Origin of the sequence: Thauera sp. K11 (assembly GCF_002354895.1) — a bacterium.
Taxonomy (GTDB): Bacteria; Pseudomonadota; Gammaproteobacteria; order Burkholderiales; family Rhodocyclaceae; genus Thauera; species Thauera sinica.
On record NZ_CP023439.1, the window covers coordinates 2928533 to 2949035 of the forward strand.

The 20503-nt window shown below is 68.7% G+C and carries 19 protein-coding genes; 7 read left to right on the forward strand and 12 right to left on the reverse strand.

From position 1 onward, the window contains the following. The first annotated feature begins 14 nt into the window (after positions 1 to 14). Entirely contained in the window at positions 15 to 818 is an 804-nt protein-coding gene (locus CCZ27_RS12635) for a tetratricopeptide repeat protein (RefSeq protein WP_232516376.1), read from the forward strand. 104 nt (positions 819 to 922) lie between these two features. Here the strand turns inward: CCZ27_RS12635 and CCZ27_RS12640 are convergent, their stop codons facing one another. Then, positions 923 to 1387, reverse strand: a complete 465-nt coding sequence (locus CCZ27_RS12640; protein WP_096448664.1) for a hypothetical protein — start codon at positions 1385 to 1387, stop codon at positions 923 to 925. Between the two features lie 53 nt (positions 1388 to 1440). Between CCZ27_RS12640 and CCZ27_RS12645 the strand changes: the two genes are divergently transcribed. The 3 genes from CCZ27_RS12645 to CCZ27_RS12655 all read left to right on the forward strand — a co-directional run bounded on the left by CCZ27_RS12645 (position 1441) and on the right by CCZ27_RS12655 (position 5730). Then, positions 1441 to 1734, forward strand: a complete 294-nt coding sequence (locus CCZ27_RS12645; RefSeq protein ID WP_157748574.1) for a hypothetical protein — start codon at positions 1441 to 1443, stop codon at positions 1732 to 1734. Between the two features lie 154 nt (positions 1735 to 1888). Further along, positions 1889 to 3652 carry an arylsulfatase gene (locus CCZ27_RS12650; protein ID WP_198363118.1) on the forward strand — a complete coding sequence of 588 codons (1764 nt, stop codon included), beginning with the start codon at positions 1889 to 1891 and terminating at the stop codon, positions 3650 to 3652. 38 nt (positions 3653 to 3690) lie between these two features. Next, positions 3691 to 5730 carry a multiheme c-type cytochrome gene (locus tag CCZ27_RS12655; RefSeq protein WP_096448668.1) on the forward strand — a complete coding sequence of 680 codons (2040 nt, stop codon included), beginning with the start codon at positions 3691 to 3693 and terminating at the stop codon, positions 5728 to 5730. 15 nt (positions 5731 to 5745) lie between these two features. Here CCZ27_RS12655 and CCZ27_RS12660 read toward each other — a convergent pair whose 3' ends face one another. The 8 genes from CCZ27_RS12660 to CCZ27_RS12695 form a co-directional block, all read right to left on the reverse strand. After that, a complete protein-coding gene (locus CCZ27_RS12660; protein ID WP_232516378.1) occupies positions 5746 to 6558 on the reverse strand; it encodes a helix-turn-helix domain-containing protein in 813 nt (270 codons plus the stop codon). Positions 6559 to 6690: 132 nt separating this feature from the next. Continuing rightward, on the reverse strand, positions 6691 to 7218 hold the full coding sequence (gene ppa / locus CCZ27_RS12665; RefSeq protein WP_096448672.1) for an inorganic diphosphatase: 528 nt from the start codon (positions 7216 to 7218) through the stop codon (positions 6691 to 6693). Between the two features lie 85 nt (positions 7219 to 7303). Further along, positions 7304 to 8425, reverse strand: coding sequence for a cytochrome-c peroxidase (locus tag CCZ27_RS12670; protein ID WP_096448674.1), 1122 nt, complete (start codon positions 8423 to 8425; stop codon positions 7304 to 7306). 74 nt (positions 8426 to 8499) lie between these two features. Next, on the reverse strand, positions 8500 to 11262 hold the full coding sequence (locus CCZ27_RS12675; RefSeq protein WP_096448676.1) for a TonB-dependent receptor: 2763 nt from the start codon (positions 11260 to 11262) through the stop codon (positions 8500 to 8502). Between the two features lie 125 nt (positions 11263 to 11387). Next, complete coding sequence (locus CCZ27_RS12680) at positions 11388 to 12413, reverse strand: FecR domain-containing protein (protein ID WP_096448678.1); 1026 nt, start codon at positions 12411 to 12413, stop codon at positions 11388 to 11390. Next, a complete protein-coding gene (locus tag CCZ27_RS12685) occupies positions 12410 to 12922 on the reverse strand; it encodes a sigma-70 family RNA polymerase sigma factor (RefSeq protein WP_096448680.1) in 513 nt (170 codons plus the stop codon). Before CCZ27_RS12685 ends, CCZ27_RS12680 begins: the two co-directional genes overlap by 4 nt. 202 nt (positions 12923 to 13124) lie before the next feature. Beyond that, on the reverse strand, positions 13125 to 13334 hold the full coding sequence (locus tag CCZ27_RS12690) for a heavy-metal-associated domain-containing protein (protein ID WP_096448682.1): 210 nt from the start codon (positions 13332 to 13334) through the stop codon (positions 13125 to 13127). A 37-nt stretch (positions 13335 to 13371) separates the two neighbouring features. Beyond that, the gene (locus tag CCZ27_RS12695; RefSeq protein ID WP_096448684.1) at positions 13372 to 15648 is read right to left on the reverse strand and encodes a heavy metal translocating P-type ATPase; all 2277 of its coding nucleotides are present in this window, start codon (positions 15646 to 15648) and stop codon (positions 13372 to 13374) included. Positions 15649 to 15717: 69 nt separating this feature from the next. On the opposite strand from CCZ27_RS12695, the gene CCZ27_RS12700 reads away from it, so the two are divergent. Continuing rightward, on the forward strand, positions 15718 to 16158 hold the full coding sequence (locus CCZ27_RS12700) for a MerR family transcriptional regulator (RefSeq protein ID WP_096448686.1): 441 nt from the start codon (positions 15718 to 15720) through the stop codon (positions 16156 to 16158). 44 nt (positions 16159 to 16202) lie between these two features. On the opposite strand, the gene CCZ27_RS12705 is transcribed toward CCZ27_RS12700, so the two are convergent. After that, positions 16203 to 16913: a sulfite exporter TauE/SafE family protein gene (locus CCZ27_RS12705; RefSeq protein ID WP_096448689.1), complete on the reverse strand. Its 711-nt coding sequence runs from the start codon at positions 16911 to 16913 to the stop codon at positions 16203 to 16205. A 92-nt stretch (positions 16914 to 17005) separates the two neighbouring features. Then, positions 17006 to 18397 carry an oxygen-independent coproporphyrinogen III oxidase gene (hemN, locus tag CCZ27_RS12710; RefSeq protein WP_096448691.1) on the reverse strand — a complete coding sequence of 464 codons (1392 nt, stop codon included), beginning with the start codon at positions 18395 to 18397 and terminating at the stop codon, positions 17006 to 17008. 143 nt (positions 18398 to 18540) lie between these two features. Between hemN and fnr the strand changes: the two genes are divergently transcribed. Further along, positions 18541 to 19281, forward strand: a complete 741-nt coding sequence (gene fnr / locus CCZ27_RS12715; protein ID WP_096448693.1) for a fumarate/nitrate reduction transcriptional regulator Fnr — start codon at positions 18541 to 18543, stop codon at positions 19279 to 19281. A gap of 28 nt (positions 19282 to 19309) precedes the next feature. Here fnr and CCZ27_RS12720 read toward each other — a convergent pair whose 3' ends face one another. Further along, positions 19310 to 19708, reverse strand: coding sequence for a SirB2 family protein (locus tag CCZ27_RS12720; protein ID WP_096448695.1), 399 nt, complete (start codon positions 19706 to 19708; stop codon positions 19310 to 19312). Positions 19709 to 19806: 98 nt separating this feature from the next. Here CCZ27_RS12720 and CCZ27_RS12725 point away from each other — a divergent pair, with 98 nt between their 5' ends. After that, complete coding sequence (locus tag CCZ27_RS12725; RefSeq protein ID WP_096452517.1) at positions 19807 to 20487, forward strand: Crp/Fnr family transcriptional regulator; 681 nt, start codon at positions 19807 to 19809, stop codon at positions 20485 to 20487. Positions 20488 to 20503: the final 16 nt, after the last annotated feature.

Sequence of the window (20503 nt, forward strand, 5' to 3'; positions counted from 1 at the left end):
GCGAGAGTTGCATCGTGAAATGCCCGAAATGCGGTAGCGCAGCGTGCCGCGAATCGAGATGGCGCTCTCAGCGGGAGAAGTCCGAGCATCCGGGCAGCCACCCCTATCGCTGCCTGGACTGCTCTTGCCGCTTCATCGGCGCCGCAAGCCATCTGCCCGCCGGACGGGGCAAGCTGATAGGCGTGGCGGCCGGCTTGCTGGCGGTCGTGCTGGGCGGCGTTGCGCTCGGGGTCAGCCATGTGCTGGACGGCCGCGACGACGAACGGCGGACGAACGCGACGACGGCCGCGCCCGTGTCGAACGAGTCCGACACGCTGCTGCAGTCGGCGCAGACGGGCGATCCCGAAGCGCAGTACCGGCTCGCCAGGTCCATGCTCTACGACAGCAGCCGCGGCCGGACTGGTGCGGCAGAGGCGGTGGACTGGCTGCGGCGTGCGGCCGAGAGCGGCCACACCGGCGCGATGGTGCAGTTGGGCAAGCTCTACCGGACCGGCCTGGGCGTGCTGCAGAACTTCGACCTGACGCTGGCCTGGCTGCGCAAGGCGGCCGACGGCGGAGATGCCGAAGGGATGCTTGAGCTGGGCCGGATGTACCGCTCGGGCACCGGCGTCAAGCAGGATCTGGTCGAAGCCTATGTGTGGTTCAACCGCGCCGCGGCCGCCCTGCACACCGAGGCATTGGGCGAACGCGAGAACGTTGCGCTGAAGCTGCGGCCGGAAGAACTCCGCGAGGCCCAGGCCCGATCGGCGCACGATCACGCCCGGACGGCGCACACCCCATCCCAGGCGCCGCAACCGGAGAGCATGGCCCAGCGCTGATTTCTCCACCCTGCGCCGCCGGTCGGGCACTCCGAGAAAAAACGCTGCATGGCGGACACCATGCAGCGTTTTCTTTTCTTGCCGCCTGCCGGCGGCGCGCGGCATCAGAGCTTGCGATCGCCGACGCGTCCGGAGAATTTCCAGCCCTGGTCGGCGGCATAGCGGTAAACGAAGCCGCTCGGGCCATCGATGAACAACGTCATCGAACCCGCATCCGACTTCGCCGCGCGGCCGAACTCGCTGCGGCCGAGATATTGCCAGCCCATTTCGGGCAGATACACGAAAGCGCTGCCCGTCGGACGATCGAGGAAGACGGCCAGCGGCTGCACAGCAACCGCATCGTCGGCTGCCGGCGTACCGGACGAAGCGAGCTTCACCGGCTGGGCACCGCCTTCCGGCAGCAGACGCCAGCCTTCGGCACCGCGGAATTCAAGTCGCTGGGTGAGGCCGGACGGCGTCGCCACCGACAGGGACAGCACCGCATCCGGCGACGCAAGCGCCGGCGCGGCACCGGACAGGACGACGGCCGACAGGGCCGAAAGCATGAGTTTGCCGATGTTCGACATCATGGGCTCCTTCAGGAATGCAGGGTGTTCTTCATGCTGCACTGCAGCAATGATGATTGAAGTCTAACACCATTCCTGCGGTGCACAAATCCGGCTGCCGAAAAAAAGCGTTGTTTTTCCGTCGGATAGCGCCCGCCCCCGCCATGCGATCCCCCGCGGCAAGCCCGCCGATCACCCATCCTTCGTCCCGCTCGCGGCGGTACGCCAGGCCAGGCCGCGCCCTCTTCCTCGACCCGTTGCGCATAGCGGCGGATCAACTGCGCCAGCGCATCCACTTCCAGCTTCGAGAACAGATTCGCGCGGCGCGGATCCGCGGCGTCGGCAAGCGCAGCCCCATGCACATGCGCTAACCAGCGAAAAACGGGCCACCCGTCTTCGTGGCAGACATCGTTCCACCAGATGGAACATTTCCCGGCGTTCCTTCACAGGAATCCTGGAGGCCGATAGATTCCGCTTCCGTATCAATGCATTGCATACCAACAACAATCCACCGAGGAGACAACCATGAAGCACATCCCGCGACGCATCGCGAAACTCTGCGTGCCCGTCGTCGCCGCGACGGCGATCCAGCCCGCCGTGCAGGCCGCCCCGCCCGCGGCCGCCCCGGCCAAGCGCCCCAACATCCTGCTGATCGTCGCCGACGATCTCGGCTACACCGATCTCGGCGCCTACGGCGCGGAGATCGCCACACCCAACCTCGACAGGCTGGCGAACACCGGTACGAAGATGACCAGCTTCTATGCCTCGCCCTTCTGCTCGCCGACGCGGGCGATGCTGATGTCCGGCAGCGACAACCATCTCGTCGGCTTCGGCGACATGGCCGAGCTGATCACCGCCGAGCAACGCGGCAAGCCGGGCTACGAGGGCTACCTCAGCGAGCGCGTGGTGCCGATGCCGCAGGTGCTCAAGGACGCCGGCTACCGCACCGCGATGGCCGGCAAGTGGCACCTGGGCGTCAAGGAAGAATACAGCCCGGCCAACCGGGGTTTCGAGCAGTCGTACGCGATGGTGATCGGCGGCGCGAGCCACTGGGGCGACCAGTCGGGCATCGTCGCCGTCGATCCGGACAAGCCGCCGAAGGCCGTCTATCGCGAGAACGGCAAGGAGATCGACATCCCGCGCAACGGCTTCTTCTCTTCCGAAGCCTTCGCCGACAAGCTCATCGAATACCTGAAGAGCGGCGAAAAGTCCGGCAGGCCCTTCTTCGGCTATCTGGCCTTCACCGCGCCGCACTGGCCGCTGCACGCTCCCGATGCCGACATCGCGAAGTACGAGGGCCGCTACGAGGAAGGCTACGACAAGCTACAGCAGGAACGTCTCGAGCGCATGCAGAAGCTCGGCCTCGTCGCGGCCGGCACGCCGGTGTATGAGGGCCATCCGCAATGGCCGCGGTGGGAGAGCCTGTCGCAGGCCGAGCAGGCGTCCGAGGCGCGCCGCATGGCCGTCTATGCCGCCATGGTCGACAACATGGACCGCCAGGTCGGCCGGGTGCTCGACTACCTGAAGAGCACCGGCCAGCTCGACGACACCTTCATCTTCTTCATGTCGGACAACGGCGCCGACGGCAACTCGGTGTATGACGTCGCGCGGACCCGCGAGTGGATCCACAAGGATTTCGACAACAGCATCGCCAACATCGGCAGGCCCGGCTCCTTCGCCGAATACGGGCCGGGCTGGGCGCAGGTCGGCATGACGCCGTTCAAGCTCTACAAGTCGTTCATGTACGAAGGCGGCATCTCGGTGCCGGCGATCGCCTGGGGGCCGGGCATCGAAGGCGGCGCCGTCAAGCGCGGGTTCGCCCACGTCACCGACGTGGCACCGACGATCTTCGAACTCGCGGGCACCCGCCATCCGGGAACCGAATACCAGGGCCGGACGGTGCTGCCGCTGCGCGGCAAGTCCATGCTGCCCTACCTGCAGGGCAAGGCGCGGCAGGTGCGGGGCGACGACGAGCCGGTCGGCTGGGAACTGGGCGGGCGCAAGGCGCTGCGCAAGGGCGACTGGAAGATCGTGTATGCCAACAAGCCCTGGGGCAAGGACGGCTGGGAGCTGTACGACGTCGCCCGCGACCGTACCGAAAGCCGCGACCTGGCGGCCGAGAACCCCCAGAAGCTCGGCGAGTTGCTGGTGGCGTGGAAGGACTACGTCGCCGAGACCGGCACGCTGGAACTCGAGGGCCTCGCCTATCGTCCCGGCTACAGCAACGCGGGCAAGTACTACGAAGACCTGAAGGTCGAAGCCGCACAGAAGCCGCGCGCGGCCCGGTGAGCCCGGCTCCACGACGGCACCGGGCGATCGGCGCGGCCATGCTTTCCGGCCTGGCCGGCCTGATCGCCCTCCTCCTCGCGGTGCCGCCTGCCCAGGCCGCGCCGCCGCGGGGAGAGGCCCGCGCCGACCACGTTCCCGACCAGCAGTGCGTCGCCTGCCATGCCGGACAGGCGGCACGCTGGGCGGGCTCCAAGCACGCCCTCGCGATGCAGCCGGCCACGCCGGACACCGTGCTCGGCGATTTCGACGACGCCCTCTTCCCGGGCGCAGATCACCGCGCCCGCTTTTTTCGCCGGGGCGGGGAATTCGTCGTGCGCACCGCCGGGCCCGACGGCAAGGACGCCGATTTCCCGGTGACGCACACCTTCGGCGTCCATCCGCTGCAGCAGTATCTGCTGCCGCTGCCCGGCGGCCGGCTGCAGGCGCTGACCATCGCCTGGGACGTCCGCGCCCGGCGCTGGTTTTCGCTCTACCCGGAAGGCGGCATCGCCCCCGGCAGCAGCCTGCACTGGAGCGGCCGCTACCAGAACTGGAACCTGATGTGCGGCGAGTGCCACACCACGGCATACGAGAAAGCCTACGACGAGGCCCGGGACGGCTATCGGACGACGTGGGCCGAGGGCAGCGTCGGCTGCCAGGCTTGCCACGGCCCCGGCCGCGACCATGCGACCAGCGCCGGGCGCCTCGCCGGCAGCGGTACGGCGCCGGCGGCAACGCCCAATCGCGCGCTGCACGGCGCGCACGACCAGGTGGACCAGTGCGCCGCCTGCCATGCCCGCCGCACGCGGCTGCAGGAATCGACCCCGCCGGGCCGCCCCTTCCTCGACGACTTCGTGCCCGACAACCTGCGCGCCGACCTCTACCATGCCGACGGCCAGCAACTGGAAGAGGTGTTCGAATACGGCTCCTACCGCCAGAGCCGCATGTACCAGGCGGGCGTGGCCTGCAGCGATTGCCACGAACCGCACGGCGGCAAGACGCGCGCCACGGGCAACGCGCTGTGCGTGGCCTGCCACAACGCCGACCCCGACACCGCCCGCTTCGCCGGCCTGCAGGCGAAGGACTACGATTCGCCCCGGCACCACTTCCACGCCGCGGGCAAGCCAGGCAGCGAATGCGTGTCCTGCCACATGCCGGGCCGCAACTACATGATCGTGCATGAACGGCGCGACCATGCGATCCGCATCCCGCGCCCCGACCTGACCCGCCGCATCGGCACGCCCAACGCCTGCCAGGGCTGCCATGCCGACCGACCGCCCGAATGGGCGGAAGCCGCGATCGCGAAGCATCACGGCAGCCGTACGCCGCCCGAGCACTATGGCGAGGTCTTCGCGGCGGCGCGCGCCGGCCGGCCCGGCAGCGACGCCCGCCTCACCGCGCTGATCGGCGACGGCCGGCTGCCCGCCATCGTCCGCGCCAGCGCGATCGAGCTGCTCGCGGGCATGGGCGGCGAGCCGCCCGCCGCGGCGCTGGCGGACACCGATCCGGTCGTGCGCACCGCGGCCGCCGCGGCATGGAGCGCGCAGCCGGCCGCGGAACGCCTCGCGCGGCTGCCCGCGCTGCTGGGCGATCCGATCCGCGCGGTGCGCATCACGGCGGCGCGCGGCCTCGCCGACATCGGCGACACACTGCTTTCCGCCGACGTCCGGACGCTGCGCAGCCACGCGCTGGCCGAGTTCGTCGCCGCCCAGCAGGCCATGGCCGACATGCCCGGCGCGCAGGTGAACCTGGCCACGCTGTTTTCGGCGCAGGGCGATCAGGCGCGGGCCGGGCGCCACTACCGCCTCGCCATCGCGCAGGACCCGGCGCTCGATCCCGCCCGCCTGGATTATGCGCAGTTGCTGCTGGCCGCCCGCCGCCAGGACGAGGCCACCCGCGTGCTGCGCGACGGCCTGGCGCAGTCGGCCAACCCGGGCGAACTGCACTTCGCCCTCGGCCTGCTGGCGGGGCGGCGCCAGCAGTGGGACGAAGCGGCACGCGAACTGCAGCGCGCCGCGGCGCTGCTGCCCGGCGATGCGCGCATTCGCCGCAATCTCGACATCGTCCTGCGTCGCCTGCAGGCGGCCCCGCAGCACTGATCCCGCCCGCGCGCCTCATCGGGCGCCGGACGCCCCGCCGCCGCCCAGGCCCTCGGCGATGGCCTGCGCGGCGGAGCGCAGATCCTCCAGATGCGCCTCCACCACTTTCGCGCGCAGGCCATAACGCCGCGGCCACACCAGGTTGATGCAAGCGCGCACGCCGGTCGGCGTCAGGATCGGCACGGCAATCGCATCCAGGCCGTCGTCGAACTCGCTCATGTCCTCCTCCGCGCCGCCGAACACGGCATCGCGCACCGCATAGCCCCGCTGCCGGGTTTCCGCGAGGATGGCCGCCAGTTCATGCCTGAAGACATGGGCGCTGCGCATGTTGGACGGCGGCTGCTCGCCGTAGTGGGCGTACACCGCCTCGCGCTCGTCATCGGAACAGAAGGCCAGCCACACCCGTCCCGGTGCCGACAGGAACAGGTCGACGCGGTAGCCGATGCGGTATCGCGGGTTCATCGCCAGGCCGGACAGGCGGCGGGAACTCTCGGCGATCTCCATCATGAAATCGTTGTAGATCAGCAGGTCCGACGGCCACAGCGCCTTGCGCTGCAATGCCGCCAGATGCGGCGCGGCGATCTCGGCCAGGCGCAGCGCGCGCTCCGACGGACGCTCATCCACCTGCAGCGACACGCCCCGCCGCCAGTGGCCGTCGTAGATCGACCGCCATGCCAGCCCGGCCTGATCCAGCGTATGCAGGATGCGGAGCAGCGTGGGCTTGGGCAGGCCGCAGGACTCGTGCAACTGCTGCAGCGAGCGTCCTTCGTGCTGGCTCAGCAGGCGCAGCACTTCCAGCCCGCGCTCGAGGGCGCGTATGGATTTCAATCCGCCTACCTCCCGCCGCTGCGGCGCGGCATCTTCGCGGCCGCGATCGGGACCGGCCGTAAAAGAAAAAAGGGACCCGCGCATGCGAGCCCCTTCCTGCACCCGTCCGCCCCGCGGCGAACGCCCGGCGGTTTACTTCTTGGCGGCGGCCAGGCCGTTGGAGATTTCCTGCTTCGCTTCCTCGACCGTGCCCCAGCCCAGAATCTTGACCCACTTGCCCGGCTCGAGGTCCTTGTAGTGCTCGAAGAAATGCACGGTCTGCTTCATGAGCAGTTCGGGCAGGTCGTCGGTGGTCTGCACCTTGTCGTACAGCGGGGTCAGCTTGGAGACCGGCACCGCGACCACCTTGGCATCGACGCCGCCGTCGTCTTCCATCTTCAGCACGCCGACCGGACGGCAGCGGATGACCACGCCCGGCTGCAGCGGGAAGGGGGTGACGACCAGCACGTCCACCGGGTCGCCGTCGCCGGCGATGGTGTGCGGCACGTAGCCGTAGTTGAGCGGATAGCGCATCGAGGTACCCATGAAGCGGTCCACGAAGACGGCGCCGCTGTCCTTGTCCACTTCGAACTTGATCGGATCGCCCTGCGCGGAGATCTCGATGATGACGTTGATGTCGTTCGGCACGTCCTTGCCGGCGCTGACCAGATCGAAACCCATGGTTCCCTCCCGTGGAAAAAGTGGCCGGATTATAAGGGCAAACCCTGCCGCGCCGCAGCGCGCAATCGCATCGGCGCAGGTACGCTCACAGTGCGCGCAGGAAGGCTTCCAGCGCCTGCAGCTCGGCCTCGTCCAGCCGTAGCGGCTGCAGCAGCGGCGAGGTGACGGGGAACTTCGGGTCGGCGGCCTGCGCCGCGTCGGCCGGGCGCGGCCGCGGCATGCCGGCGTTGTACATGTTGAGGATGCCGCGCAGGCTGCGGAACAGGCCGTTGTGCATCCACGGCCCGGATTCGCCGACCTGGCGCAGCGTCGGCGTGCGGAAACGCCCCACGTCCTCGTCGCGGCCGGTGACGTCGTGGCGGCCGAGGTCTTCGTACTGGCTGCGGCCGTAGTAGGTCAGGCCGAGGTTGTGGAAGCGGTTGTCGGTCAGCAGCGCGCCGTGGTGGCAGGTCATGCAGCGCGCCTTGGTGCGGAACAGGTGCAGGCCGAGCAGCGCGCGGTCGTCGAGCGCGCCGCGCTCGCCGTCGAGGAAGCGGTCGAAGGCGGTGACGGGCGGACGCAAGGTGCGCTGATAGGCGGCCAGCGCGGCGACGATGCGCGCCAGCGTGACTTCGCCGTCGCCAAAGGCGCGCTCGAACGCCGGTGGGTAGTCGCCGGTCGCTGCCAGCCTGGCCGGCAGCGCGTCCAGCGCCATCGCCATCTCGTCCGGATGGGCAATCGGCCCGACGGCCTGGGCTTCGAGCGAGTCGGCGCGGCCATCCCAGAACAGCGCCGGCGCGTGGGCGGCGCCGTACAGAGTGGGCGTGTTGCGGCGGCCGAGCCGGCCTTCGTGCCCGGCCGACACCGCCTGGGTGTCGGCGAAGGCATGCCCTGGCCGGTGGCAACTGATGCAGGCGACGAGGTTGGAACGCGACAGGCTCGGGTCGGCGAACAGGCGTTCGCCCAGCGCGACCTGCCCGGCGGGTGCATCGGGCACGGGCAGCGCTGACAGCGGCGCCATCTCCTGCCAGCGTTCGCCGTCGGGCACCTGCGGTTGCGGCCAGGCCGCAATCGGCCGGCCGTAGGCGGCGCGCAGGCAGGCGAGGTTCCAGCCCCCGTCATTGCCACGACAGGAGTCGGCGGCGGGAACCGGCGGCCGGGCCGCGGCGGCGGGAGCGCACAGGGCGACGGAAAGCAGCAGCGGTGCGAACAGATGTCTAAAGTCCATGGACGTATGCGCAGTACGTGGGAAGAAGGCCGGCCCCGCAGCGCGCGGGGCCGGCTGCGGAACCGGCTCGTGAATCAGAAGCGGTAGCCGAACTCCACCCAGAACTGCCGGCCCTTTTCATAGACCAGCTCGTTGGCGCTGTCCTCGATCTCGTTGCTGCGGTTGAGCACGTTGTCGATCGACAGCACGACGAAGGCGCTCTGGTCGCCGACGGTCGGCAGGTCGTAGTTGATCCGCATGTCCCACGTCACCGCCGGGCGGAAGGTGCGCGGTTCGTAGTTGGTCACGGCCATGCCGTCGTAGTCGGCGGTGCCGTTGGCGACGATCTTGCGGTAACTGTCGCGGTAGCGGAACAGGTTGCCCACCGTCAGCCGGCTGGACGGGATCGAGGTGGCCAGCAGCAGGCGCGCGGTGACCGGACGGTTGAAGTTGTTCGCCGGGCGGTCGTTGTAGTTGATGAACTTGCCGTCGTAGCGGACGATGCTGCCCCACAGCACGTCGCTGATCCCGTCGTCGTAGCTGGCGTGCGAGGTCTTGATGTCGTCTTGCTCGACGCTGAAGACGAAGGTGGTCGAAGTGGGCCCGAAGCGGAACGGCCGCTCGCTCTCGATCCCCAGCGTGGTGCTGCGGGCGCTGGTCTGGCCGCCGTTGCGGTAGCTCCAGCCGCCTTCCGCCGCGGTGCGGCGCAGGATCTCGTCGCGGCTTTCGCGCTCGACCCACTTCAGGCTCCAGATCGCGCCCAGCCAGCGCTGGCTGATGCCGGCCATGCGCTCGTCGCTGTAGGGCACGTCGAGTTCGGAGCTGCGGTAGTTCCTCCACGACGTGCTGGCGGTCTCGACCCAGTCGGTGAGCACGCCGCGCGTGAGATTGCGGGTTGCCGACGTCTGCAGCGCGAGGATCTTCTGCCGCGTGTAGAAGGCCATGAAGTTGCGGCTGTAGTAGCGGTTGGCACCGAGTTCGACGCGGGTGGCGGTGTCGCCAAACACGTCCCACAGCAGCGCGCTGCGCGGCGCGACGGTGGGCTCGGGGGCGAGATCGTCGTCCTCGTAGCGCAGGCCGAGCCGCAGGCGGACGCGCTCCCACTGCATTTCGTACTGGCCGAAGACGGCGCGGTAGTTGTTGTCCAGGTTGAACTTGCCGGCGTGGTAGAAGGTTGCCGACTTCAGGTACTGGCCCGGCCAGTTGCCAACGGAGGTCGCGCCCATCGAGCAGTTCTCGCTATCGACGCCGCCGCCCGCGGTGGCGCAGGTGGTGGCGGACGTGGGCGTGAAGATCATCGCGCCGTTCTGCAGGCGATGGAAGTATTTCTCCTGCCGGCTCAGTTCCAGGCCGGTCTGGAAGCCGTGCTCGGTGTTGCCGAGCTTGAACGGCAGCCAGTCGGCCTTGACCTGGTAGTACCACGTGCTCTGCTTCTGCTCGATGTCGCCGTACTGGCCTTCCTGGCTGTTCCAGGCCGTCGCGCTGGAGCGGTAGCCCCAATCCTTGGCGGCCGAATGGCGCCACGTCCGGAACACGCTGGCGTCGGAATCGCGCGAACTCTCGTATTCGCTCCAGGTAAGCCGGTGGGAAACGGTCGCCGCATCGTGACGGTGGCGCAGGCCGAGATTGACGCCCTGGCCGCCGCTCTTGATGTCGAACCACGAATCCTTGGTGTTGACGATGAAGTTCCTGCTCGTGGCCGGCGCGTAGGAGAGCGCGAAATCGGCGTCGACACCGCTGCCGAGGTTCCAGAACCCGCGCAGGTACAGGTTCTCGCTGCGCCGCTTCTCGGTCTTGCCGGAATCGTCGCTCGCGCTGATCGCGCCGCCGCCGTAAGCCTTGAGCGGAATCTCGGAAGTCTTCAGCACGTAGCTGCCGATCAGGCCGAGATTCTCGGTCGGACGGCCCTGCAGCGCGAGGCGGTAGGTCTTCTTGTCGAAGTCGGGCTGCTGGCTGTCGCTGGTCGACACCGCGTAGTCGGCCTTCTGGCTGTCGGTCAGCTTGTATTCCATCCACTCCGACCGGGTGATCTCCATCGACACCCTGCCGCCGAAATCGCGCGTCGGCGCGCAGGTGTCGGCCGCCACCACGCCGCCGGAGAAGCGGCCGTACTCGGCGGGGATGTTGGAGTCGCGCACGGTGATGTTGCACAGCAGGCTGGTGTCGATCGCCAGCCCCTGGCTGGACGAGGACGGGCGGGAAGCCTCGTTCGGATTGGTCTGGTCCGGATCGATGTCGTTGGAGAACGACATGCCGTCGAACAGGTACTGGTTGTCGTAGAACTTGGCGCCGTGGATGCTGATCTCAGCCGGCTCGATCTCGCCCTGGCGGCCGGTGTGCAACTGGTCGTTGGCGTACTGGATGTTGGGCAGCATGCGCAGCGCGCTGGTGATGTCGCCATTGCCGGCGCCGATGGCGTCGAGCCGTTCGCGGTCGATGACGTTGGTGCCGAGCGATTCGGGACGGGCGGTGACCCGCACCGCGTTCAGCATCGTGGTGCCCGAGGCGTCGCTGGCGGCGGCCGGCTCGATGACGATCACCCCGCCGCCGGTGCGGAATTCGAGACCGCTGCCGGCCAGCAGATGGCGCAGCGCGGCAACGCCGCCGTAGCGGCCCTTGAGGCCGGCCGAGTGGCGCCCTTCGAGCAGCGCGGCATCGGACGACAGCAGCAGCCCGGATTCGGCGCCAAAGCGGGCGAGCACGCCGGACAAGGGGCCGGCAGGGATGTCGTAGTTGCGCTCGGCCTCCTGCTGGGCGTGGGCTGCCGTGGGCAGCAGCATGGCGGCGGCCGGCGTCAGGCTGCCCAGGGCGAGAGCGAGCAGTCTTGCACGGGGTGTTCGGTAAGCGCTGAAGCGCATGGGATGTTCCTTTCTTCTTCGGATCCGGTTGGAAGGCGGGCAGCGTCGCGCACTGCTCACGACCGTATTGCCAATCGAACGCCGAAAAGGGGAACCGGAAACGCGGCTCTTCCGCCGCTGCCCGCTCAGGGCCGGCGGCGGGGCGGTGTGACGGCGGCCGGGGCGGGGCGGGCGGCGATCAGGATGGCGTGGCGGCCGCGCTCGATCCGGACCGGCAGGCTGGCCTCCAGCGCGGCGAGGACGCGCTCCGGCTCCTGCAGCGGATAGGTGCCGACCACGCGCAGCGCGCCGACGTCGGGCATGCACCCGATGGCGAGCGGATGCCAGCGCCCGAGTTCGGCGAGCAGTTCGTCGAGGCGCAGGCCGTCGGCGACCAGCACGCCGCGCGCGAGGCCGCTGCGGGCGAGGTCGGCGCGGCCCTGGCTTTCGACCGCGCGTGGCCCCAGCAGCGCGTACTCGCCGGCAGCGACGACGCGGGTATCGGCCGGGGCCGCGGCCGGGCTCAGTTCCACCGCACCTTCGAACACGTCGATGCGGGTGTGCGCGGCCTCGGTGTGCACCGCGAAGCGCGTGCCGAGTGCCCGCAGGCGGCCATGCACGGTATCGACGACGAAGGGGCGCGGGGGAACGGCCGTATCGGCCGCGGTGTGCACCAGCAGGTCGCCCCGCAACAAACGCAGCCGGCGCAATGCGGGGCCGTAGTCCACGTCGAGCGCGCTGTCGCTGCCTATCCAGGCGCTGCCGCCGTCGGCCAGTTCCACCGCCCGGCTCTCGCCGCGCCCGCTGCGGTGCGTCGCCAATGCCGTCGACAGGCCGTACTCCCATTCCCGCCACGGCAGGCGCAGCGCCGCGAGCGGCGCGCCCAGCGTCAGCACCGCGGCAAGCACGCCCAGCGTACGGCGGCGGGCGCCATGGCGTGGCACTTCCAGCGCCCGGCGCGCCGCTCCGGCTTGGGAGCGCAGGGGCGAGAAATGCCCGCTGATCCGTTCGACCGCCTGCCATGCCTGCGCGTGGGCCGGGTCGGCGTCCAGCCACGCCTGCCAGCGCTGGCGGATGCGGCGGTCGGCGCCCGCTTCGCCCAGGCTGGCGAACCAGTCGGCGGCTTCTTCCAGCGCGCGGGACGGAATACCGCGCTCCATCGGCAGGTTCATGTTCCGGGAGCCAGTTCGGCGCGCAGGCAGTGCAGCATTGCCTGGGCCATGTATTTCTTGACCATGCGTTCGGAGACGCCGAGTTCGGTGGCGATCTCGCGGTAGGTGAAGCCGTCGAGCTGGGCCATCAAGAAGGCGCGGCGCGGCTTGTCGGGCAGCGTGGAGAGCAGCGCATCCACTTCGAGCAGGGCTTCGATCGCCAGCGCGCGGACTTCGGGCGAGGGCTGGCAGGATTCGGGCTGCTGCATCAGGGCGTCGAGCCAGGCGCGCTCGATCTCCAGCCGGCGCCAGTGGTTGACCACCAGGCCGTGGGCGATGGTGGTCAGGTAGGCGCGGGGTTCGCGCAGCGGCAGATCGACCGGCCGGCGCAGCAGGCGCAGGAAGGCGTCGTGCGCGAGATCGGCGGCATCATGCGCGCAGCCGAGCTTGCGGCGCAGCCATCCCAGCAGCCAGCCGTGATGGTCCCGATAAAGGAGATCGACGTGTTCCGGGGCATTGGCTGACGACATTGGGGCTCCGCGTAGGCAAGCAGGCAGGGACGGCTGGCTTGCGCGGAGGGATGGCGCTGGCTAGATGCGAATTATTCTCAAATCGGAATTTTACGCAAGTCGACATTGCGAGCGCGCGGCCTCCAATGAGCAGCGGCCGCGCCCGCAACCTCCAGCCAGCCGCCTTCCGGGGAGCCCCCGAAGGCGGCGTGACAGCGGGCTTTCAGGCCGGGGCCTCGAAGCCGGCGTTCTCCACCGCCGCGCGCATCGCATCCACCGACACGCGGGCAGGATCGAAACGCACCGTGGCGGACGCGCCTTCCAGCGAGACCTGCGCATCCTCGACGCCCGGCAGCGCCTTCAGCACGCCGGTGACGTTGTTCACGCAACCGCCGCAGCTCATGCCTTCGACCTTGATCGTCACTTCGCTCATTGCATCGCTCCTCGGGTAAGAAATCTCTCGTCCGTCTTCACCGCCGCAGCCGCCAGCGCTTGAGCAGCAGCGAATTGCTCACCACCGACACCGAACTCATCGCCATCGCCGCGCCGGCGATCACCGGGTTGAGCATGCCCGCGGCGGCGAGCGGAATGCCCAGCACGTTGTAGATGAAGGCAAAGAACAGGTTCTGGCGGATCTTGGACAGCGTCGCGCGCGACAGGTCGATCGCATCGGCCACACCATGCAGGCTGTTGCGCACCAGGGTGATGTCGGCCGCCTCCACCGCCACGTCGGCACCGACGCCGATGGCGAACGACACGTCGGCCGCGGCCAGCGCCGGCGCATCGTTGATGCCGTCGCCCGCCATGCCCACGCGCGCCCCACCCGCGGCCAGCGCCTGCACCGCGGCGGCCTTGTCGCCCGGCAGCACGCCGGCGCGCCAGTCGGAGATGCCGGTCTGGCGGGCGATGGCGGCGGCGGTGGCCGGGTGGTCGCCGGTGAGCATCACCACGCGCAGGCCCTTCGCCTGCAGCCGCGCCACCGCGGCGGCGGAATCGGCGCGCACGCGGTCGGCGACGCCGATCAGCCCGGCGAAGCGGCCGTCGCAGGCGAGCGCGACCAGCGTGCGGCCGGCGGCGGCCAGCTCGCCGAGCGTCGCGTCGGGCACCACGGCGCCGTGCTCGGCGACGAAGGCCGGCGAGCCGAGCACGATCTCGCGCTCACCGCCATCCTCCGTGCCCCCCTGTACGCCGCGCACCCGCCCCACCAGCCCCTTGCCGCCTATCGCGCGCACCGCTTCGGCCGGCGCGAAGGCCACGCCGCGCGCCTCGTCATCCTCTTTCGCCGCCATCACGACCGCCTTCGCGATGGGATGTGCGCTGCTCTGTTCCAGCGCCGCCGCCACGGCCAGCACCTGGCCGCGCGTCCAGCCTTCGGCCGCCACCACGTCGGTGACGGCCGGTTCGCCTTCGGTCAGCGTGCCGGTCTTGTCGACCGCCAGCACGTCGATGCGCTCGGCCAGTTCCAGCGCCTCGGCATTCTTCACCAGCATGCCTGCGCGCGCGCCCTGCCCGGTGCCGACCATGATCGCGGTCGGCGTGGCCAGCCCGAGCGCGCAGGGGCAGGCGATCACCAGCACCGCCACCGCGTTGATCAGCGCCTGCTGGAAATCGCCGCTCCACAGCCACCAGCCGGCGAAGGTGCCGAACGCGACGAGCACCACCACCGGCACGAACACCGCGGAGATGCGGTCCGCCATGCGCTGCACCGGCGCCTTCGAGCCCTGCGCCTGTTCCACCAGGCGGATGATGCCGGCCAGCATCGTGCTCGCGCCGACGCCGGTGGCGCGGCAGCGCAGCACGCCTTCGCCGTTGATCGTGGCGGCATACACCGTGTCGCCGGCACGCTTGTCGATCGGCAGGCTCTCGCCGGTCAGCATCGATTCGTTCACCGCCGAACTGCCGCTCTCGATCACCCCGTCGACCGGCACCGCATCCCCCGGGCGCAGCAGGAAGGCATCGCCCGGATGCAGGGTCTCGACCGGCACCTCGACGACCTCGCCGCCGCGCTCGATACGCGCCATCCTGGGCTGCAGCCGCAGCAGGGCATCGATCGCCGCGGTGGTGCGCGCCTTGGCGCGGGCTTCGAGCAGCTTGCCGAGCAGGATCAGCGTGATGATCATCGCCGAGGCTTCGAAATACACGTGCAGGTCGTGGCGGCCGGCAAGCGTCACCGCCAGGCTGTAGAAGTAGGCCATGCTGGTGCCGAGCGCCACGAGCACGTCCATGTTGGCGCTGCCGCCGCGCAGCGAGGCCCACGCGCCGCGGTAGAAGCGCGCGCCGATCCAGAACTGCACCGGCGTGGCCAGCAGCAGTTGCAGCCAGCGCGGAATCACGTCGTGGTGCAGTTCGCCGCCCGGCCACAGGCCGAACATCGCCGGCATCTGCGCGGCGAGCGGCAGCGTGAGCAGCACGGCGATCCAGAAGTGGCGCAATTCCGCCCGCCATTGCACCTCGTGCCGCGCCCGCGCCTGTTCGCGCTGCAGCGCGCCCGTCTCGGCAGCGCCGAAACCGGCACGCTCGACCGCGGCCTTCGCCGCCTCGAACGTCAGCGCGCCGGCGGCGTAATGCAGCGTTGCGCGCTCGGTCGCCAGATTGACGGTGGCCTGCACGCCCGGCAGGCGGTTCAGCACCTTCTCCAACCGGGTGGCACAGGCGGCGCAGGTCATGCCCGAGATGGCGAGTTCCATCGTTTCCTGCCGGCCGTGGGGCTCGACCACGCCGGGCGCGCCGAGTGTGATTCCTGACATGGCATCCTCTTGCGCACGTTGATCGTGAAGCGCAGTGTAAACTCCGTACTCAGCTACGGAGTCAACCCCATGGACCCTCACGAGCGGAAGGAATTCACCCGGACCGCCGCGGCGCCATCGCAATTCACCATCGGCGCGCTGGCGAAGGCCGCCGGCGTCGGCGTCGAGACGATACGGTACTACCAGCGCCGCGGCCTGCTGCGCGAACCCGGCCAGACGCGCGGAGCCTACCGGGTGTATGGCGACGAAGAGCTTGCCCGCCTGCGCGCCATCCGCCGGGCACAGCAGCTCGGCTTCTCGCTCGAAGAGATCGACGGCCTGCTCTCGCTCAACGAGGAACGCGACCGTCGGCACGCACGCGAGGCGGCGCAGGCCAAGATCGGGCTCATCGACGCCCGCATCCGCCAGTTACAGGGAATGCGCGACGCGCTGGCCGAACTGGTGCACTGCTGCGAGCACGCCGAGGCAAGCGCCCCCTGCCCCATCCTGCGCGCCTTGTCGCAGGATTGACGCATTCTGCTCGCCGCCGTGCCGAGGCCCGCGCCGCCCGACCCTCAAACCGCGCAGACGACACCGCTCCACAGATCGCCCCCCAGCGTGGGCGCGTGGTAGAGGCCGAACAGCCCGAAGCCCAGCACCAGCAGGCCCGAGGCGAAGCGCACCTTGCGGTTGCGGGTGAAATCGCGGAAGCGCTTGAACAGCATGCCCGCCAGCAGCAGGTTGGGCAGCGTGCCGAGGCCGAATGCCAGCATCAGCCCGGCGCCGCGTGCGCCGGAGCCGGTGACCAGCGCCGTGGCGAGGATGGAATACGTCAGCCCGCAGGGGATGAAGCCCCACAGCAGGCCGAGCGGCAGCGCCTGCCGGACCGAGCGCGCCGGCAGGAAGCGGCGCGTGGCGGGCTGGATCCGCCGCCACAGGATGTGTCCGACGCGCTCGATCGGCGCCAGCAGGCGGGTGAAGCCGGTGAGGTAGAGGCCCAGCGCGACCAGCATCAGGTTGGCCAGCACGTAGAGCGCCATCTGCACGGGCAGCATGCCGTCGTACAGCATGCCGACCGAACCGAGGGCGCCGACGACACCGCCGATCGCCGTATAGGTCGTGATGCGGCCCAGGTTGTAGGCCAGGTGCATGGGCCACTGCGGCCTGCCGCCCGGCGCCTGCACCTGCGCGGTGAGCGCGCCGACGATGCCGCCGCACATCGACACGCAATGCGTGCCGCCGAGCAGGCCGATGATGAAGACGGCGAAATAGCCGGTTTCGGGCATGGGCGATCAGCGCGAAGAACTGGAAGACACGGGAAGACGACGCCGCAAGCGACGGGATCGCCATTCTACGCCGCGGCGCAACACCGCGCCGTTCAGATCACGCGGGAATAGCGCGTCCTTTCACGGTCGGCGCGCAGGTAGCGGTCGAACACCATGGCGATGCCTCGCACCAGCAGGCGGCCGGCGGGCAGCACGCTGATCCAGTCGCCCTCGATCTTCAGCAGGCCGGCCTCCTGCATCTCGGCCAGGTCCTGCAGCTCTTCGGCGAAGTATTCGCGGAAGTTGATCAGGTGGGCGATCTCGATCGACTGCATCGACAGCTCGAAATGGCACATCAGCGCCTGGATCACCGCCCGGCGCAGGAGATCGTCGGCGGTGAGTTCGATGCCGCGCAGCACCGGCAGTTCGTCGCGGTCGAGCGCGTCGTAGTATTCGTCGAGCGTCTTCACGTTCTGGGAATACACCGGCCCCACCTTGCCGATCGCCGATACGCCGAAGGCCAGCAGATCGCACTCGGCCTGGGTGGAATAGCCCTGGAAATTGCGGTGCAGGCGCCCCTGGCGCTGGGCGATGGTGAGTTCGTCGCCGGGCTTGGCGAAGTGGTCCATGCCGATATACACGTAGCCGGCTTCGGTCAGCCGCCGGATGCCGAGCTGCAGCAGTTGCAGCTTCGCGTCCGGCGTCGGCATGTCGCTCATGAAGATGCGCCGCTGCGGCTTGAACAGGCCCGGCAGATGCGCATAGCTGTAGAGCGACACGCGATCGGGCGCGATCTGCAGCACCTGCTCCAGCGTGCGGTTGAAGCTGATCACGTTCTGCTTGGGCAGGCCGTAGATCAGATCCATGCTGACCGACTTGAAGCCGGTCTCGCGCGCGGCATCGATGACGAGCTTGGTTTCGTCGACGCTCTGGATGCGGTTGACCGCCTTCTGCACGTCCTCGGCGAAATCCTGCACGCCGACGCTCATACGGTTGAAACCGAGATCGGCGAGCAGCTTCACCGTGTCGAAATCGACCTTGCGCGGATCGACTTCGATCGAGTATTCGCCGTTGGGCACCAGCGTGAAGTGCTCGCGCACCGCCGCCATCAGCTCGCGCATCTCGTCGTGGGACAGGAAGGTGGGCGTGCCGCCGCCGAGGTGCAACTGGGTGACCTGCCGGCTACCTTCCAGACAGGCCGACTGCATCGCGATCTCTTTTGCCAGATATTTCAGATACTTCGCCGAGCGGCCATGATCCTTGGTGATGATCTTGTTGCAGGCGCAGTAGTAGCAGATCGTGTTACAGAACGGGATGTGGAAGTATAATGAGAGCGGTTTGCTGACCCCGCCGATCACCCGCTTCGCCAGCCAGGCCTTCAGCGCATCGGCGTTGAAGGCTTCGACGAAACGGTCTGCGGTAGGATAGGACGTGTAGCGCGGGCCGTTGATGTCGAAGCGGCGAATCAGTTGCGGATCGAATATGAGTTCGTTCGGGCTGGTCATTGTCGTGCTGCGGGTGTACTGCGGGGATGTGCCAAACAATGGCAGATCACCCTCGTTTTGTGGTTGACGTGGATCAACGGCGCCCGGGATGGGCCGACGTCGGCCGTCCGCGATCCGAACTAGGGAAACAAGATTTCGTGCAGATGAAGGCGGCAGCTCCCATCACGATCAATGGGCTCAAGGCGTCGTGCTCGCAGTGTAACCTCGTTGAGCTGTGTCTGCCGTTCGGAATGTCCGAGGACGATCTGAACCGTCTCGACGAACTGGTCGGCGCGCGGCGCAAGATCAAGCGCCAGCACAGCCTGTACCGCGCGGGCGACACGTTCGAAGCGATCTACGCGATCCGCGCCGGCTCCTTCAAGACCGACGTGCTGCTGGAGGATGGCCGCGACCAGGTCACCGGCTTCCAGATGACAGGCGAGATCCTCGGCCTGGACGGCATCAGCACCGAATCGCATTCGTGCAACGCCATCGCGCTCGAGGACAGCGAAGTCTGCGTGATTCCCTACGCCAAGCTCGAGGAGCTGTCGCGCGAGGTCGAAGGCTTGCAGCATCAGTTCCACAAGGTGATGAGCCGCGAGATCGTGCGCGATCACGGCGTGATGATGCTGCTGGGCTCGATGCGCGCCGAGGAGCGCCTGGCCGCCTTCCTGCTGAACATGTCGCAGCGCTTCACCGCGCGCGGCTTCTCGCCGGCCGAGTTCCACCTGCGCATGACGCGCGACGAGATCGGCTCCTACCTCGGGCTGAAGCTCGAGACGGTGTCGCGCGCGTTCTCGCGCTTCCAGGAAGAGGGCCTGGTGAGCGTGCAGCAGAAGCACATCCGCATCCTGGACGCCGCCGGGCTGAAACGCCTGCTGCAGCACCAGTCCGGCAGCCGCTGAGGCGGGCGCTGCCGGCCCGCGCACGGATTCAGGCGGCCCCGCCCAGCGCCGCCAGGTAGCCGAGCGGATTCTTCGTCAGCGCCACCGACACGATCCACAGGAAGACCGCCGTCGCCGCCGCAAACGCGGCGCCCCTGACCGCAAGCGTGCGTCCGCGCTTGAGCGCCACCGCGCCGAGCACGATGTAGGCGATCAGCCCGAACACCTTGGCCGTCACCCAGTCGGCGACGAAGGGATACTGCCCGATCATGGCTGCCAGCACGAGGGCGCTGCCGAGCAGCAGGGTGTCGACGATGTGCGGCAGAACCCGCGTCAGACGGTGATGCAGCAACCCGCTGCCGCTCAGCATCCACGTCCCGCGGAGCAGGAAGCCCAGGCCGCTCAGGACCACGCAGGTGACGTGCAGGTGCTTGATCGCGAAATACATTCCTTCTCCTGAATCTCGAACGCGCGGGCTCTGGTACTTGGGGAAGCGACCCTAACACGAGCGCGCTAAAATTGCTTCTCACTACGGAGAGCATGCTGATGGCCACCTCGCCTGTCGATATCCCCACCCTGCTGCGCCGCATCCCGCTGTTCAGCGAATTGTCCGATGCCGATCTCGATCGCGTCCTGCGCTTTGCACGCGAACGCCGTCTGGCACGCGGCGAGGTGCTGTTCCAGCGCGGCGACCTGCCGCACGGTTTCTACTTTCTGGTCAGCGGCCAGGTGAAGCTGGCGTTCTCGTCCGCCCAGGGCACCGAGAAGGTGGTCGAGATCCTCGGCCCGATGCAGAGCTTCGGCGAGGCGGTGATGTTCATGAACCGTCCGTACCCGGTGTTTGCCGAAGCGCTGAGCGAAAGCGTACTGCTGCACATCGGCCAGGCCGTCGTCACCGAGTTGATCGAGCAGGATTCGAAGTTCGCCCTCAAGCTGCTGGCAGGCATGTCGGTGCGCATGCACGGTCTGGTGAGCGACGTCGAAACCTATTCGCTGCGCTCCAGCGTCCAGCGGGTGATCGGCTACCTGCTGCAGCAGGCCGACGGCGACAAGCCCTGCGAATTTGCGCTGCCCACCAGCAAGCAGGTCATCGCCTCGCGGCTCAACCTGACGCCCGAAACGCTGTCGCGCATCTTCCACGACCTCTCCGACGCGCGCCTGATCACCGTGCAGGGCAAGCACATCACGCTGCACGATCCGGTCCGCCTGGCCCGTTACCAGAGCTGAAAGCCTGTTCCCGATT

Coding starts and splice junctions, on each gene's coding strand:
- ppa (WP_096448672.1), bottom strand. CDS start 7,218: ATGGGTTTCGATCTGGTCAGCGCCGGCAAGGACGTGCCGAACGACATC.
- CCZ27_RS12725 (WP_096452517.1), top strand. CDS start 19,807: ATGGCCACCTCGCCTGTCGATATCCCCACCCTGCTGCGCCGCATCCCG.
- CCZ27_RS12650 (WP_198363118.1), top strand. CDS start 1,889: ATGAAGCACATCCCGCGACGCATCGCGAAACTCTGCGTGCCCGTCGTC.
- CCZ27_RS12685 (WP_096448680.1), bottom strand. CDS start 12,922: ATGTCGTCAGCCAATGCCCCGGAACACGTCGATCTCCTTTATCGGGAC.
- CCZ27_RS12670 (WP_096448674.1), bottom strand. CDS start 8,425: ATGGACTTTAGACATCTGTTCGCACCGCTGCTGCTTTCCGTCGCCCTG.
- CCZ27_RS12720 (WP_096448695.1), bottom strand. CDS start 19,708: ATGTATTTCGCGATCAAGCACCTGCACGTCACCTGCGTGGTCCTGAGC.
- CCZ27_RS12675 (WP_096448676.1), bottom strand. CDS start 11,262: ATGCGCTTCAGCGCTTACCGAACACCCCGTGCAAGACTGCTCGCTCTC.
- CCZ27_RS12640 (WP_096448664.1), bottom strand. CDS start 1,387: ATGATGTCGAACATCGGCAAACTCATGCTTTCGGCCCTGTCGGCCGTC.
- CCZ27_RS12700 (WP_096448686.1), top strand. CDS start 15,718: ATGGACCCTCACGAGCGGAAGGAATTCACCCGGACCGCCGCGGCGCCA.
- CCZ27_RS12680 (WP_096448678.1), bottom strand. CDS start 12,413: ATGAACCTGCCGATGGAGCGCGGTATTCCGTCCCGCGCGCTGGAAGAA.
- CCZ27_RS12655 (WP_096448668.1), top strand. CDS start 3,691: ATGCTTTCCGGCCTGGCCGGCCTGATCGCCCTCCTCCTCGCGGTGCCG.
- CCZ27_RS12705 (WP_096448689.1), bottom strand. CDS start 16,913: ATGCCCGAAACCGGCTATTTCGCCGTCTTCATCATCGGCCTGCTCGGC.
- fnr (WP_096448693.1), top strand. CDS start 18,541: ATGAAGGCGGCAGCTCCCATCACGATCAATGGGCTCAAGGCGTCGTGC.
- CCZ27_RS12695 (WP_096448684.1), bottom strand. CDS start 15,648: ATGTCAGGAATCACACTCGGCGCGCCCGGCGTGGTCGAGCCCCACGGC.
- hemN (WP_096448691.1), bottom strand. CDS start 18,397: ATGACCAGCCCGAACGAACTCATATTCGATCCGCAACTGATTCGCCGC.
- CCZ27_RS12690 (WP_096448682.1), bottom strand. CDS start 13,334: ATGAGCGAAGTGACGATCAAGGTCGAAGGCATGAGCTGCGGCGGTTGC.